Below are 13,899 nucleotides of genomic sequence, written 5' to 3' on the forward strand. Positions count from 1 at the left end.
CTCATCCCTCCCGTCCGGTCAGGACGGCGAAATAGCCGGCGATGCGGTGGACGCGGACGGGCAGCACCTGTTCGATGGCGGACAGCGCGCGGTCGGGATCGCGGATGTCGAACACGCCGGTGACCCGCCGCTCCCCCAGCCGGGGGTCGAGCAGCAGGATCGGGCCCGGCCGGTAGCGGTTCAGTTCCTTCACCACTTCGCCAAGGCTGCGGTCATCGAAGACCACGCGGCCGTCGCGCCATGCCGTGAGCCGGGCGACGCTCTGTCCGGTCTCGCGCACCGGGCAGGCGCCCTGGTCGTAGCGGGCGGTCTCGCCGGCGGTCAGGCGGACGCCGTCCTCCGCCGACGCCATGCCGGCCGGGCAATGAACCTCGACCGTGCCTTCCTCGACCGCCACGCGGGTGGAGCCGTCCATCCGGCGCACGACGAAGCGCGTGCCCACCACGCGGGTGACCACACCCATCGCTGTCACCTCGAAGGGCCGGCTGCGGTCCGAAGTGACCGTGAAGAAGGCTTCGCCCCGGCGAAGGGTCACGCGGCGGGTCGAGCCGCTGAAATCGACGGCGATGGCGCTGTCGGTGTTGAGCTGGACCTGCGACCCGTCGGCGAGCGTCACGGTCCGCCGCTCCCCCGCCGCCGTGCTGTGGTCGCTACCCAGACGGTCCAGCGCCGCCGGGCCGAAGACGGCCGCCATCGCGACGCTCGCGGCCAGCAGAGCCGGCAGCGCCAAGCGGCGGCCAACGGAGGGGCCCACCGAGGACCGGGCGGAGGAGCGGGCGGGAGGGTTCCGGTGCATCGGCACAACGGACGCCGCCGGGCGCGGGTCGGGCATCCCGTCCAGCGCGCTCCACACCGCGCGCAGGCCATCGAAGGCGGCACGGTGTTCCGGCCGGGCGGCAAGCCACGCCTCGGTATCGCGGCGCTCGGCGTCCGTCACCGCATCGGACTGCAGGCGCACGAGACGCCGCGCCGCCTCTTCGGTGAGGGCATCCGGTGCGCTTCTATGATCGGAGGTCATCGCCTGTTCCTGACGCTCGCTGGATCCATGCCGTACGGGACCCCGAAAGGCACCGCCTCCCTGACGTCCCAGGACGGGGTAACTCCCCTAGGATTGGCCGCCCGTGCCGTCGCCCAGCCTCTGCCGGCAATGCAGCAGCGCCTTGATGATGTGCTTTTCCACCATGTTGCGCGAAATTCCAAGGCGATTCGCAATCTCGCCGTGGCTCAGCCCGTCGACCTTGTTGAGCAGGAACACCTCGCGGCAGCGCGGGGGCAGTTCGTCCACCACCGCCTGCATCAGGCGCACCCGCTGGCGGGCGGCGGCGGCATCGTCCGGCCGCACCGTTTCGGCCGTGCCGGCGGGGTCGGGCAGGCAATCCGGCAGGTCGCCCGCCGTGCGCCGCTCCTCCGCCCGCCGGGCGCGGGCCAGGTCGGCCGCGACGTTGGCGGCGGCGGCGTAAAGGTAGGACGTCTCATGGCTGATCGGTCCCGATCCGGCGAAGCGCAGCAGGCGCAGATAGACCTCCTGCGCGGCGTCGGCCGCACTCTCCCGACAGCCCAGCCGGCGGACGAGGAAGCGCAGGAGACCTGAATTGTGCTGCCGGAAGAGGCCGTCGACCAGCAGGCGGCGCATGTGGGAGGCCATATCGGAAGCCCGATCGGAAGCCATATCCGTCCAGAATGGGTTGGGGCCGGGGTCAGGGACCGGAAGATGGAAGGCGGCGAAAGCCCGTCCGTCGCTGATAGCAGGATTGCGAATGATTATCAATATCGTCACTGCGAAAGCGTCCTGTTTTCCATGGAACCCTGACCTTCGCCCAATGCCTGCCCCTCGGCTTGCTCCAAGCGCATAGCGCCCGACCTGAACATTTGCGCCGTTGACCGGAGAAGATTCGTCGGTCTGGATAGGCCGCTTCAGATGGCTCCCCGCTGCACGCGCGGCCGCCGACGGTAGAGGCCAGGGAAAGGGAAAATGTTCGGCAGACGGATCACTTCATTTCACATGCAGAGACCGGCTGCGAACGGCGCATGGTCCCGTCTATACCGGACATCGATCCCCGCATTATTCGCCGCTGCCGGACTTGGTCTCGCCGGATGCTCCACGGCACAAATCACCACGCCCGCTCGCTCCGCCACCGAACAGCTTCTGATCTCCACCGCCGCGGATCAGGCGGCGGAGCGTCTGGCCGGCCGGCTGGCGGTGAAGGGCAGCGTCTTCGTCGATGCCAGCGGCGTCGAGGGCTACGACACCAAATACGCGGTCTTCGCCGTCCGCGACGCGCTGCTGCGCCACGGCGCCGCCATGGCGCAGACCCGCGACGCCGCCGCCACCGTCGTGGAGCTGCGGATCGGCGCCCTGTCGGTGGACAGCGAACGCTCGCTCCTGGGCATTCCCAGCATCGACATTCCGATGCCGGTCGGCGGCAATTCCTCCACCCCGGAGATCTCGCTGTTCAAGAAGGAGCTGACGCAGGGCGTCGCCAAGATCGCCGCCACCGCCTACGACAAGAACAGCGGCGAACTGGTCTCCTCCAGCGGTCCGCAATACGGCTTCTCCAACCGGGCGGAGTGGGTGCTGCTGCTGATGCTGAGCTGGGACACCAACGACCTGTTGCCGCCCGACACCCGCCCCGATCCCAAGCCGTGGGATAACTAGATCAGCGGAAATACAGCGCCACGCGCTTGCCGTCGATCTCGTGGATGTCCGCTTCCACGCCATAGACGTCGCGGATGACGCAGGGGGTGATGATGTCCTCCGGCGGGCCCTGGTGCGCGATGCGGCCGTTGCGCATCGCCACGATCCGGTCCGAATAGCAGGAGGCGAAGTTGATGTCGTGCAGCACCAGGATGATGGTCTTGCGGAACTCGTCGGCGGTGCGGCGGAACAGCTTCATCATCGCCACCGCGTGCTTGACGTCCAGGTTGTTCAGCGGCTCGTCCAGCAGGACATATTCGGTGTCCTGGCACAGCACCATGGCGATGAAGGCGCGCTGGCGCTGGCCGCCGGACAGCTCGTCCAGAAAACGGTGGGAGACCGCCTCCAGCTCCAGATAGCGGATGACCCGCTCGATATGGCCCTGGTCCTCCACCGTCAGCCGCCCCTTGCTGTGGGGATAGCGGCCGAAGGCGATCAGGTCGCGCACGGTCAGGCGCGCCGTCATCTGATTGTCCTGGCGCAGGATCGACAGGTGGCGCGCCAGCACGTCGCCGGGCGTCGTGGTGACGTCCATTCCCTCCACCGTCACCGTGCCGGCCGGCACCGGCAGCAGCCGGCTGATCATCGACAGCAGGGTCGATTTGCCGGCCCCGTTCGCGCCGATCAGCGAGATGACGCCGCCGGCCGGCAGGGTGACCGACACGTCGTCCACCACCACGGTTTCGCCATAGGATTTTCTGGCATTCCGGACCTCGATCATCGGGCCGCTCTCCGCACAAGGATGATGAGGAAGACGATTCCGCCCAGGAACTCGATGACGATGCTGAGCGCTCCGTTGTAACCCAGCAGCCGTTCCAGGACGAGTTGGCCGCCCATCAGCACCAGGACGGCCACCAGCGCCGCGACCGGCAGAATCAGCCGGTGCCGGTGCGTGTCGACCAGCAGATAGGCGAGGTTGGCGACCAGCAAGCCGAAGAAGGTGACCGGACCGACCAGTGCCGTGGAGACGGCGACCAGGATCGACACCATCACCAGCACCCGCATCACCTCGCGCCGGTGGTCGATGCCCAGGTTGATGGCGGCATCGCGTCCCAGCGCCAGCACGTCCAGCACGCCGGCCCTGCGCCACACCGCCACGGCCACCGCCAGCACCACCAGCGCGGAAACGGCCAGAAGCTGTCCGTCCACCCGGTTGAAGCTGGCGAACAGCCGGTCCTGCACCACCAGGAACTCGTTGGGGTCGATCACCCGCTGCAGGAAGCCGGACAGGCTGCGGAACAGCACGCCGAAGACGATGCCCACCAGCATCAGCAGGTGAAGCCCGCGCAGGCTTCCCGAGAACAGCCAGCGATACAGAAGCCAGGAGAACACCACCATCGCCGCGACCTCGACCCCGAAGCGCAGGCGCGGGTCGAAGGCCGCCACCGCCGCCGATCCCAGCTGGAACACCAGCATCGTCTGGATCAGCCGGTATAGCGCGTCGAACCCCATGATCGACGGGGTCAGGATGCGGTTGTTGGTGATGGTCTGGAACAGCACGGTGGACATGGCGATGGCACAGCCGACCAGCACCATCGCCGCCACCTTGGTGCCGCGGAAGGTCAGGATGAAGCTCCAGCTTCCCTTGGCGCCGACGGTCAGGAACAGGACGATGGACGCGGCCGCCAGCCCGCCCAGGCCCGCGATGAGGATGGCCGGAGGCAGCGAGCGGCGATCAGGCGGCATGGCGGTTCTTCCGCAGCAGCAGGTAAAGGAAGAGGACGCTGCCGACGATGCCCATGGTCGTGCCGATCGGGATCTCGTAGGGGCGGATCACCAGCCGGCCGGCGATGTCGCAGGCCAGCACCAGCCCGGCGCCGAGCAGCGCCACCCAGGGCAGCGACCGGCGCATGTTGTCGCCCCGCATCAGGCTGACAAGGTTGGGCACGATCAGGCCCAGGAAGGGGATCGTGCCGCAGGTGGCGATCACCGCCGCCGTCACCAGCGACACGATGACCAGCCCCAGCGACACCACGCGCCGGTGGTTCAGGCCCAGGTTGGTGGTGAAATCCTCGCCCAGCCCGGCGACGGTGAAGCGGTCGGCCGCGGCATAGGCGACGGCGGTCAGCACCGCGCCGATCCACAGCAGCTCGTACCGTCCGCGCAGCACGCCGGAGAAGTCGCCGGTCTCCCACGCCCGCACCGACTGCAGCATGTCGCTGCGGTAGGCGACGAATTCCGTGGAGGAGGAGATCACCGCCCCCAGCATGATGCCGACCAGCGGCACGATCAGCGGAGAGCGCAGCGGCATCTGCCGCAGAATGCCCAGGAACAGCGCGGTTCCGGCCAGCGCACAGGCGCCCGCCACCAGCATCCGACCCAGCATCGGCGTTTCCGGCGCCAGCAGCGTCACCATCAGCATGCCGAACACCGCCGATTCCGCGGTCCCGGCGGTGGACGGCTCCACGAACTTGTTGCGGGCGAGCATCTGCAGGATCAGGCCCGACACCGCCATGCCCGCCCCGGCCAGCACCAATGCCAGCGTGCGCGGGATGCGGCTGACCAGCAGCACCTGCGTCGCCTCGTCGGAGGCGCCGCTCAGGATGGCGCCGATCGTCACGTCGCTGACGCCGACGAACAGGCTGGCCACCGCCAGCGCCAGGACGCAGGCGGCGGCCGGAACGAGCCCCCTCATGCCGGCGGTCCGCCGGCGGCAGCGATCTCTAAGGCAGGCATCGTCACGCCTTCTTCGTCAGGGCCGCCCTGAGGTCGTCGGCATCCTGCTGCATGGCCTGCAGCCCGCCGCCGATCAGGTACCAGTTCGCCGCGTTCAGATAGACGACCTGCCCCTTCTGCCATGCGGCGGTCCGGCGCACGATGTCGTTGTCCAGCAGCTGCTTGGCCGACTGGCCCTCGCGCCCGATGGCGGAATCGCGGTCGAGCACGAACAGCCAGTCCGGGTTGGTCTGCAGGATGAACTCGAAGTTGACCGCCTGCCCGTGGTTGGAGGTGTCGAGCTTCTCGGCCGCCGGCACCACGCCATACTCGGTGTGCAGCACGCCGAAGCGCGACCCCGGACCATAGGCGCTGATCTTGCCGCCGGTGGTCAGGATCAGCAGGCCCTTGCCGGCCCCGGCGGCGATGGACTTCACCTCGGCGACCGATGCGCGCAGCTTGTCGGCGCGTGCCTTCACCTCCGCACCCTTGCCGAAGATGCGCCCCAGGATGTCGGCATTTTCCAGCGCGCTGTCGAAGAAGCGCTCGGGCTTCACCGTTAGGTCGATGGTGGGGGCGATGGCCGACAGCTCGGCATATTTCGGGCCGGACCGGCCGCCGACGACGATCAGGTCGGGCTGGGCGGCGTTGACCGCCTCGTAATCCGGTTCGAACAGCGTGCCGATCCTGGCATAGCCGGAAGCGTCATACTTGGCGAGATACGCCGGCTTCGCCTGGGTCGGCACGCCCGCCACCGGAACGCCCAGCGCATCCAGCGTGTCGAGCGACGCCATGTCGAAGCACAGGACCTTGTTCACCGCCTTCGGCAGCTTCGTCTCGCCCTGGGAATGGCGGATGGTGCCGGGGGCGGCGGTCTGGCCGAAGGCCGCACGCGGCATCAGGAAGGGCGTCAGGCCGGAAACACCGATCGCCAGACCTGCCGTCAACAGATCCCTGCGGCGCGTCACGATGGTCATCACAACTCCCAAAATTATCCGGAAGGCACCGGACCGGCGGGCGCCGAACGACGCCTCGGCGTTTCGGCACGCGACAGGCCCGGGCCGGGCAGGAAGGACCGGTGCGCCCCCGGGAACCGGTCCGATGGCGCATGCTAACGACTCTAATTCTCACTTGCAAAAACTTCCGCTTGGGGCGATGCGACGCACCCGGATGGCGGCCATGCCCACGCTTGGCTCCATCCGCCCGTCCGCGCGGCGGCGAACGGGCTTCCCCGTCAATCGTATTCATTGCAGGATCCATGCCCTTGGCGCAGCGGGCGCCTTTGCCCGGCGCGGCTGGAAAGATGAAGGAAATCAAGAGAATGACCGATGGCCTGTTTCCGTCCTGGATGCTGTGGGCGCTGTTGTCGGCCTGCTTCGCGGCGCTGACCGCCATCTTCGCCAAGGTCGGGGTGGAAGGCGTCAGTTCGGACATGGCGACGCTGATCCGGACCGCCGTCATCTTCCTGCTGCTGATCGGCATCGTCGTCGCTTCGGGCCAGTCGCTGTCGCCGTCGGCGGTATCGGGCAAGACCTGGTTGTTCCTGGTCCTGTCGGGTCTCGCCACCGGGGCGTCCTGGCTGTGCTACTTCCGCGCGCTGAAGCTCGGCCCCGCCTCGCAGGTCGCCCCGGTCGACAAGCTCAGCGTCGTGCTGGTCGCCCTGTTCGGCGTGCTGTTCCTCGGCGAGACGCTGTCGGCGCCGAACTGGCTGGGCGTCGTCCTGATCGCCGCCGGCGTGATCCTGCTGGCCTTCAAGTAGGCGATCCGGCGGCTTGCCCCGGAGCGCGACTGCGTATCATTATCGCCTGCTTTCGAGGGACCAGAGGGGGCATCAGATGGGCACCATGGGCGATCATCCTCCCATGCCCGGGGACCGGCTCGAATCGCGCCCGGGAGCCAGCCGGGGGAGCGACAAATTGACGCGCGGGCGCATGATCGTCGCGCTGGACGCCCTTCTGTCGAAGCGGAACGTCACGCTGGCCGCCCGGCAGCTGGACATGCAGGCCCCGGCGCTCAGCCGCCTGCTCGGCCAGATGCGGGAGGAGTTCGGCGATCCGCTGTTCGTCCGGACCGGCAGCGGCCTCGTCCCCACCCCCTTCGCCGAGGCGCTGCGGCCGAGGGTGCAGGCATTGGCCGCGGCCATCGACGACCTGTTCGAACCGACCGTCGCCAGCGGTCGGGCAGAGCCCTTCGATCCCGGCTGGAACGTCCCGTCCTCCGTCCCGGTGCCGCCGCTGGCGACGCGGCCGGCCAGCCTGCTGGACGGCCAGCCCTCCGCGGCGGAGGTGGTCGCCAACCTGGACCGGGTCGGCCAGAGCACCTCCCCCATGACCGGCTGGCCCGGAATATCGGCGTCCTCGGCATCGCCGGCGGCGGCCATGGCCGCCCGCTGACCATGGAGGAAGCGGAAGAGGCGATGGCCATCGTCCTGGCCGGCGAGGCCGACCCGATCCAGACCGGCGCGCTGTTCGGGATGATGCGCGTGCGCGGCGCCACCGCGCCGGAACTCGCCGGCTTCGTGCGGGCGATGCAGGGCCATGTCGCCAGCCGCTTCGATGGCCGGCTGGGCCGGACGCCGCCGGACCATCGGCCCGACGCCATCGAAGCCGACCTGGACTGGCCCTGCTTCACCTCGCCCAACTACCACAACCCGCCCTGGTTCTTTCATGCCGCGAAGCTGGTGGCGCAGGCCGGGCACCGGGTCCTGCTGCACGGCAACACCGGCAGCGGCCCCGCCGCCGGCCGGTACGAGGTGGTGGCCTCCGCCCTCGGAATCCCCGTCTGCGCCACCGCCGACCAGATCGGTGCCGCATTGGCAACGCGGGGAATCGCCTATGCGCCGCTGACGGCGCTCGCCCCCCAGATCCACCGGCTGATCGCCCTGCACCGGCTGACCCAGTTCCGCAACGCCGCCCTGGAGGCGGTGCATCTGCTGAGACCGGCCGGCGGCCGCACCAGCCTGCTGGGCGTGACCAAGCCGTCCCAGCGCGAACTGCATCGCGACACCGCGCGCCTGCTCGGCCTGCCCCACGTCTCGGTGCTGGGCAGCGTGCGCGACGTCGCCCAATACACGCCCTTCCGTCCGGCCACCATCCATCGCCTGATCGACGGCGAAGCGAACGACCTCGCCCTGCCCGCCCGCATGGCCGAACCGCCGGCCACGCCCCGGCCGCGCGGCAGCAGCCTGGATTATTGGCAGGGGCTGTGGACCGGCGCGATGCGCGATGCCCGGGCCGAGCGGATCATCGTCGGCACCGCGGCCTTCGCCCTGTTCTCCCTGCCCGGCGCCACCGGCGGCGATTTCGATGCGGCGATGACCGCGGCGGAGGACCTGTGGAAGCAGCGGCGGTCGCGCTGACCCTCGCTGCGGATGCAAATCATTCTTATTAACTGCGTGATTTTTCCGCAACACCGCCGAACCCGCCGCCTGCCTTCCCCTCTCCCGCACAACCGCCCGACCGGCAGGCGGCACCCTTAAAGCGCTGACACAAAACGGAAATCGAAAATGCGGCCGGCGGCGCCTCTGCGCCGACGCCGGCCGCGGCTCCACGCCCGCACGGCGTGGAAACGTTTCCTCATACCCGCGGCGGTAATCCGTCGATTCTGCAATTTAGATTGATTCTGAATTTCGCTTGTTGTCGGCGGGGCCTATCCCATTGGTAGAAGGCGCTCCAGCGATAACCCAAACACCTTGGCGCATTTCGGGAGAGCTTGATGCGACAGACCACGTCCCCCTCGGGCTGAGACCCCTTCTGGCCGGCGCAGCCGCCACAGCCAGCCTGGCCATGACCTTCGCCATGCCGGCGACGGCCGACGCGCAGACGGCCGGCACGGGTACGGGCACCCCGGGGACCGGTCCGACGCCGCAGCGGTCCTCCGGCGACGCCCTCCGGCTCGACTCCATCAAGGTCGACGCCGCGGCGCCGCAGACCGGCAACGTCAATGCCGCGCCCACCGGCGTTTCCCGCCTGCCGGAGACGGTCAAGGACACGCCGCGCGTCGTCAACGTCGTGCCGCAGGAGATCATCGAGCAGCAGCGCGCCACCTCGCTGGAACAGACGCTGCGCAACGTTCCGGGCATCACCATCTCGACCGGTGAAGGCAACGGCGGCCAGAACGGCGACCAGTTCCGCATCCGCGGCCTGACCGCCCGCGGCGACATCTACACCGACGGCCTGAAGGACTTCGGCGTCTACACCCACGACGTCTTCAACACCGAGACTGTGCAGGTCTTCAAGGGCCCGTCGGGCAACGGCTTCGGCGTCGGCAACTCCGGCGGCGTCATCAACCAGGGCACCAAGAAGGCGTCGCTGCAGCCGAAGATCCAGATCGACCAGTCGGTCGGCAGCGGCCCGACCTATCGCACCACGGTGGACGTCAACCAGCCGCTCGGCGACAGCGCGGCCCTGCGGGTGAACGGCCTCTACCACACCCAGAACGTCGCCGACCGCGACGAGGTGGAAGCCGACCGCCGCGGCATCGCCGCCGACCTCGGCCTGGGCCTGGGCACCCCGACCACCTGGCACCTGAACTACGCCTACCTGAAGGGTGAGAAGACGCCCGACATGGGCCAGCCGATGGTGCAGGGCCGCGACGGCATCTTCCGTCCGGCGGGGGAGTTCGGCCTGAGCCGGAAGACCTCCTACGTCCGCAACCTCGACCGCGACGACACCTCCAACCACATCCTCACCTCGACCTTCGCGCATGAGGTGAACAAGGCGCTGTCGGTCTACAACGACTCCCGCTTCAGCCATTATCAGCGCAACTTCGCCGCCACCAACCCGGCGGCGCTCAGCGGTGCCGCGGCCACCCAGTTCCTGGCCGGCGGCAACCCGGCGGTCAGCTATGGCGCCGGCGGCGGCATGGCCTTCAAGCAGCAGGGCTTCGGCGTCCAGAACGTCACCGGCGCCAAGCTGAACGGCGAGCTGTTCGGCCTGCGCCACTCGTTCAACGGCGGCCTGGACGTCAGCCACCAGCGCGACAAGCGCGAATCCGGCAGCTGGGCCAACCGCACCAACACCCAGACCGTCCGCACCCCGTCGCACAGCTATGCCGCCAACACCGCCATCACCTTCCCGGCGAGCGGCGGGCGCGAGGCCAGCGTGACCAATGCCGGCCTGTTCGCCAGCGACCGCGTGTGGCTGTTCGACAAGCTGTCGATCCAGGGCGGCCTGCGCTGGGATTACTTCCGCACCAGCTTCAGCGCGGCCGACCCGGCAATCGCCGGCGGCTCCGCCTCCAACCGCAACTGGAGCCCGTCGGTCAGCCTGATCTTCGAGCCGACCCCGGACTCGTCGGTCTACGCCTCCTACTCGCGCTCCTACAAGCCGATCGGCACCGACATTGCCGCGGCGGTGACCAACGGCACGGCGGAGACGCCGAACGGCGCCCGCCGCTTCGACCCGGAACAGACCGACCTCTACGAGATCGGCGGCAAGGCCGATTTCCTGAACGGCCGGCTGGGCATCAGCGGCGCCCTCTTCCAGGCCGAGAAGTCCAACACCTATTCGGTCGATCCCACCACCGGCACCGTCACCGACGGCTTCTCCGAAGCCGGTCTCGGCGTCCGCGTCCGCGGCTTCGAGGCTAGCATCAGCGGCAAGGTGACGGAGCACTGGAACATCTACACCAACTACGCCTACCTGAACGGCAAGGTGACGGACTCCCGCACCAACCCGGCGGTGGTCGGCAAGGTGGCCCCCAACGTGCCGAAGCACAATGCCAGCCTGTGGACCACCTACGAGTTCGAGGCCGGCATCCCCGGCAAGTTCACCGTCGGCGGCGGCGTGCAGTATGCGTCCGAATACTGGTCGGACAGCGCCAACACCGCGCGCATGCCCGACACCTTCTCGGCGGATGCTGTGGTGTCCTACGAGTTCGAGAATGTCTCCGTGGCGCTGAACGGCTACAACCTGACCGACCATCGCAACTACGGCTCTGCCTTCAACGCCGTCCGCGCGGTCCCGGCCTCGGGCCGCACCGTCATGCTGACGACGGGGCTGACGTTCTGAGTGCTTTGATCGTCCATCACATGGTCTGAAAAGCCGGCCGGGCCGCCCCCAACGGGCGGTCCGGTCCTTTGTACGAGGGAATACGCCTTGCTCCTGCAGATCCCCGACATCCTCACCGAAGACGAGGTCGCACAGTGCCGGGCGGTGCTGGAAGCCTCGCCCTGGGTCGACGGGCGCGTCACCGCAGGCGATCAGGCCGCCGGCGCCAAGCACAATCTGCAGATCCCCGAGGAAAGCGAGACCGCGAGGGAACTGGGCGTCGTCATCCTGCGCGCGCTCGCCCGCAGCCCGGCCTTCAATTCCGCCGTCCTGCCGCTGCGCGTCCTGCCGCCGATGTTCAACCGGTATGACCGGGCGATGACCTACGGCTATCACGTCGACAACAGCATCCGCGCCATCCCCGGCACCGGCGGCATGCGCATGCGGGCCGACGTGTCGACCACCATCTTCCTCAGCGATCCCGAGGATTACGATGGCGGCGAGCTGATCGTCGAGGACACCTACGGCACCAAATCGGTCAAGCTGCCGGCTGGCCACGCCGTGGTCTACCCGTCCAGCAGCCTGCATCAGGTCAGCCCGGTGACGCACGGGTCCCGCTGGGCCTCTTTCTTCTTCACCCAGTCGATGGTCCGCGACGACGGGCTGCGCGCCATGCTCTACGACCTCGACATGGCGATCATCGAACTCAGGCAGGAACTGGGCGACGGCCACCACGCCGTGCTGTCCCTGGTCAACCACTATCACAACCTGCTGCGCCGCTGGGCGGAGGTGTGATGGCGGAGCTTGCGCGGGGGCCCATGCCGGGGTTGAGCGTCGCGGACACGCTGCTGGCGCTTGGCCAATCCTGCCTCGACCGCGGCGAGGGCGAGCAGGCCTTCGCCTGGTTCCGCAGTGCCGCGCGCGGCGGCGATGCCCGAGCCATCACCATGCTGGGCCGCTGCCTCGAGCATGGCTGGGGCGTTCCCGCCGATCCGCTGCAGGCCGCCGCCCATTACCGCAAGGCCGCCGACCTCGGCGATGGATGGGCGCTGTTCAATCTGGCCGACCTCCATTGCCGCGGCGTCGGCGTTCCCGCCGATGACGAGGCCGCCTACCGCCTCTATGCCGCCGCGGCCTCAAAGGGCATCGCCAAGGCGTTGAACATGCTGGGCCTGTTCCACGAGAGCGGACGCGCGGTCCCCGCCGACGATGCGGCGGCGCGAACCCTGTTCAAGGCGGCGGCGGAGGGCGGCGATTGCTGGGGCCGCTTCAATTACGCGCGCACCCTGCTGCTCGACGGAGAGGGTAACGAAGCGCTGCGCTGGTTCCGCCTTGCACTCGACAGCGGTTTCCCCGACTTCTACCGCAGCATGGCCGCGGCATTGGCGCCGCATCTCGACCCGCGGATCCAGGCGCTGGCCGCGCAAGCCGCGGCACTCGCCGATCCAGGCACTCCGCAGGAAAGCCGCCGATGACCGTTCCGCCCGACACCGTCTCGCTGTTCGATTACGAGCGCCACTTCAACGACCGCGTCGATCCGGCCATCCGCGCCTATATCGGCGGCGCCGGGGCGGACGGCATCACCCAGCGCGCCAACCGCGAGGCGTTCGACCGCCTGCGCCTGATGCCGCGCGTCCTGCGCGACCTGTCCCACGCCACCGCGCGCTCGGATCTGTTCGGCGAGCCGCTCGATTACCCCATCATCCTGGCGCCGATGGCCTATCACAAGCTGGTCCATCCCGACGGCGAGTTGGCGACGGTGGAGGCCGCCGGCCTGACGCGCAGCTGGATGACCGTCAGCACCCAGGCCAGCGTGCGCGTCGACGAGATATCCGCGCGGGCGACGGCGCCGCTGTGGTTCCAGCTCTACACCCAGCCGCGGCGGGAGGACACGCTGACCCTGGTGCGGCGGGCGGAGGATGCCGGGTGCCGCGCGCTGGTCCTGACGGTGGATGCGCCGGTCAACGGCATGCGCAACATGGAACAGCGCGCCGGCTTCCGCCTGCCGCCGACCATCGCCCCGGTCAACCTCGCCGGCCTCGCCCCCGACGGCTTCAGGCCGGCGCGGCCCGGCAGCCCGGTGTTCCAGGGCATGCTCCACGCTGCCCCGACCTGGGAGACGGTGGCGTGGCTGTGCAGCGAGACGCCCCTGCCCGTCCTGCTCAAGGGCATTCTCAACCCCGACGATGTGGACCCCGCCATCGCGGCCGGAGCCGGCGGAATCATCGTCTCCAACCATGGCGGCCGGACGCTGGACACCCTGCCCGCCACCATCGACGCGCTGCCGGCGGTGGCGGAACGGGCCGCCCTCCGCCTGCCGGTGCTGATGGATGGCGGGATCCGCCGCGGCACCGACATCCTGAAGGCGCTGGCCCTTGGTGCCGACGCCGTGCTGGTCGGCCAGCCGGTGCTGCACGCTCTGGCGGTCGGCGGGCTGGCCGGTGTCGCCCATATGCTGACGCTGCTGCAGACCGAGCTGGAGGTCGCGATGGCGCTGACCGGCCGCGCGACCCTGGCCGACATCGACCGCTCGGTGATCTGCCCGTCCGCCTGACCCGG

General features: G+C 69.1%; 14 protein-coding genes. 8 read left to right on the plus strand and 6 right to left on the minus strand.

All coding sequences use genetic code 11. The features are described from left to right. Position 1: 1 nt before the first annotated feature. Positions 2 to 1,018, minus strand: coding sequence for a FecR family protein (locus tag AB8P05_RS18380; RefSeq protein ID WP_472759694.1), 1,017 nt, complete (start codon positions 1,016 to 1,018; stop codon positions 2 to 4). 87 nt (positions 1,019 to 1,105) lie between these two features. Beyond that, positions 1,106 to 1,645 (minus strand): sigma-70 family RNA polymerase sigma factor, encoded by a 540-nt coding sequence (locus tag AB8P05_RS18385; RefSeq protein WP_472759695.1) that lies wholly within the window; start codon positions 1,643 to 1,645, stop codon positions 1,106 to 1,108. Positions 1,646 to 2,002: 357 nt separating this feature from the next. Between AB8P05_RS18385 and AB8P05_RS18390 the strand changes: the two genes are divergently transcribed. Beyond that, complete coding sequence (locus tag AB8P05_RS18390) at positions 2,003 to 2,656, plus strand: DUF6655 family protein (protein ID WP_472759696.1); 654 nt, start codon at positions 2,003 to 2,005, stop codon at positions 2,654 to 2,656. Between the two features lies 1 nt (position 2,657). On the opposite strand, the gene AB8P05_RS18395 is transcribed toward AB8P05_RS18390, so the two are convergent. Genes AB8P05_RS18395 through AB8P05_RS18410 form a run of 4 tightly spaced genes read right to left on the minus strand, consistent with a single transcriptional unit; the run spans position 2,658 to position 6,249 of the window. Continuing rightward, complete coding sequence (locus AB8P05_RS18395; protein WP_472759697.1) at positions 2,658 to 3,416, minus strand: iron ABC transporter ATP-binding protein; 759 nt, start codon at positions 3,414 to 3,416, stop codon at positions 2,658 to 2,660. Further along, on the minus strand, positions 3,413 to 4,381 hold the full coding sequence (locus AB8P05_RS18400; RefSeq protein WP_472759698.1) for an iron chelate uptake ABC transporter family permease subunit: 969 nt from the start codon (positions 4,379 to 4,381) through the stop codon (positions 3,413 to 3,415). The genes AB8P05_RS18395 and AB8P05_RS18400 overlap by 4 nt, the downstream gene beginning before the upstream one ends. After that, positions 4,371 to 5,330 (minus strand): ABC transporter permease, encoded by a 960-nt coding sequence (locus AB8P05_RS18405; RefSeq protein ID WP_472759699.1) that lies wholly within the window; start codon positions 5,328 to 5,330, stop codon positions 4,371 to 4,373. The genes AB8P05_RS18400 and AB8P05_RS18405 overlap by 11 nt, the downstream gene beginning before the upstream one ends. 43 nt (positions 5,331 to 5,373) lie before the next feature. Then, entirely contained in the window at positions 5,374 to 6,249 is an 876-nt protein-coding gene (locus tag AB8P05_RS18410; RefSeq protein ID WP_472760128.1) for a siderophore ABC transporter substrate-binding protein, read from the minus strand. Positions 6,250 to 6,671: 422 nt separating this feature from the next. On the opposite strand from AB8P05_RS18410, the gene AB8P05_RS18415 reads away from it, so the two are divergent. The 7 genes from AB8P05_RS18415 to AB8P05_RS18445 all read left to right on the plus strand — a co-directional run bounded on the left by AB8P05_RS18415 (position 6,672) and on the right by AB8P05_RS18445 (position 13,894). Then, the gene (locus AB8P05_RS18415) at positions 6,672 to 7,109 is read left to right on the plus strand and encodes an EamA family transporter (RefSeq protein ID WP_455173865.1); all 438 of its coding nucleotides are present in this window, start codon (positions 6,672 to 6,674) and stop codon (positions 7,107 to 7,109) included. Between the two features lie 157 nt (positions 7,110 to 7,266). Further along, a complete protein-coding gene (locus tag AB8P05_RS18420) occupies positions 7,267 to 7,743 on the plus strand; it encodes a LysR family transcriptional regulator (protein WP_472759700.1) in 477 nt (158 codons plus the stop codon). Further along, positions 7,713 to 8,708 (plus strand): glycosyl transferase family protein, encoded by a 996-nt coding sequence (locus AB8P05_RS18425; protein WP_472760129.1) that lies wholly within the window; start codon positions 7,713 to 7,715, stop codon positions 8,706 to 8,708. Before AB8P05_RS18420 ends, AB8P05_RS18425 begins: the two co-directional genes overlap by 31 nt. Positions 8,709 to 9,135: 427 nt before the next feature. Then, a complete protein-coding gene (locus tag AB8P05_RS18430) occupies positions 9,136 to 11,361 on the plus strand; it encodes a TonB-dependent receptor (protein WP_472759701.1) in 2,226 nt (741 codons plus the stop codon). An 87-nt stretch (positions 11,362 to 11,448) separates the two neighbouring features. Then, positions 11,449 to 12,135 carry a Fe2+-dependent dioxygenase gene (locus AB8P05_RS18435; RefSeq protein WP_472759702.1) on the plus strand — a complete coding sequence of 229 codons (687 nt, stop codon included), beginning with the start codon at positions 11,449 to 11,451 and terminating at the stop codon, positions 12,133 to 12,135. Continuing rightward, positions 12,135 to 12,815 carry a tetratricopeptide repeat protein gene (locus AB8P05_RS18440; RefSeq protein WP_472759703.1) on the plus strand — a complete coding sequence of 227 codons (681 nt, stop codon included), beginning with the start codon at positions 12,135 to 12,137 and terminating at the stop codon, positions 12,813 to 12,815. The genes AB8P05_RS18435 and AB8P05_RS18440 overlap by 1 nt, the downstream gene beginning before the upstream one ends. Further along, positions 12,812 to 13,894, plus strand: a complete 1,083-nt coding sequence (locus tag AB8P05_RS18445; RefSeq protein ID WP_472759704.1) for an alpha-hydroxy acid oxidase — start codon at positions 12,812 to 12,814, stop codon at positions 13,892 to 13,894. The genes AB8P05_RS18440 and AB8P05_RS18445 overlap by 4 nt, the downstream gene beginning before the upstream one ends. Positions 13,895 to 13,899: the final 5 nt, after the last annotated feature.

The sequence above is a fragment of the Azospirillum sp. VT-I1 genome (assembly GCF_055698305.1).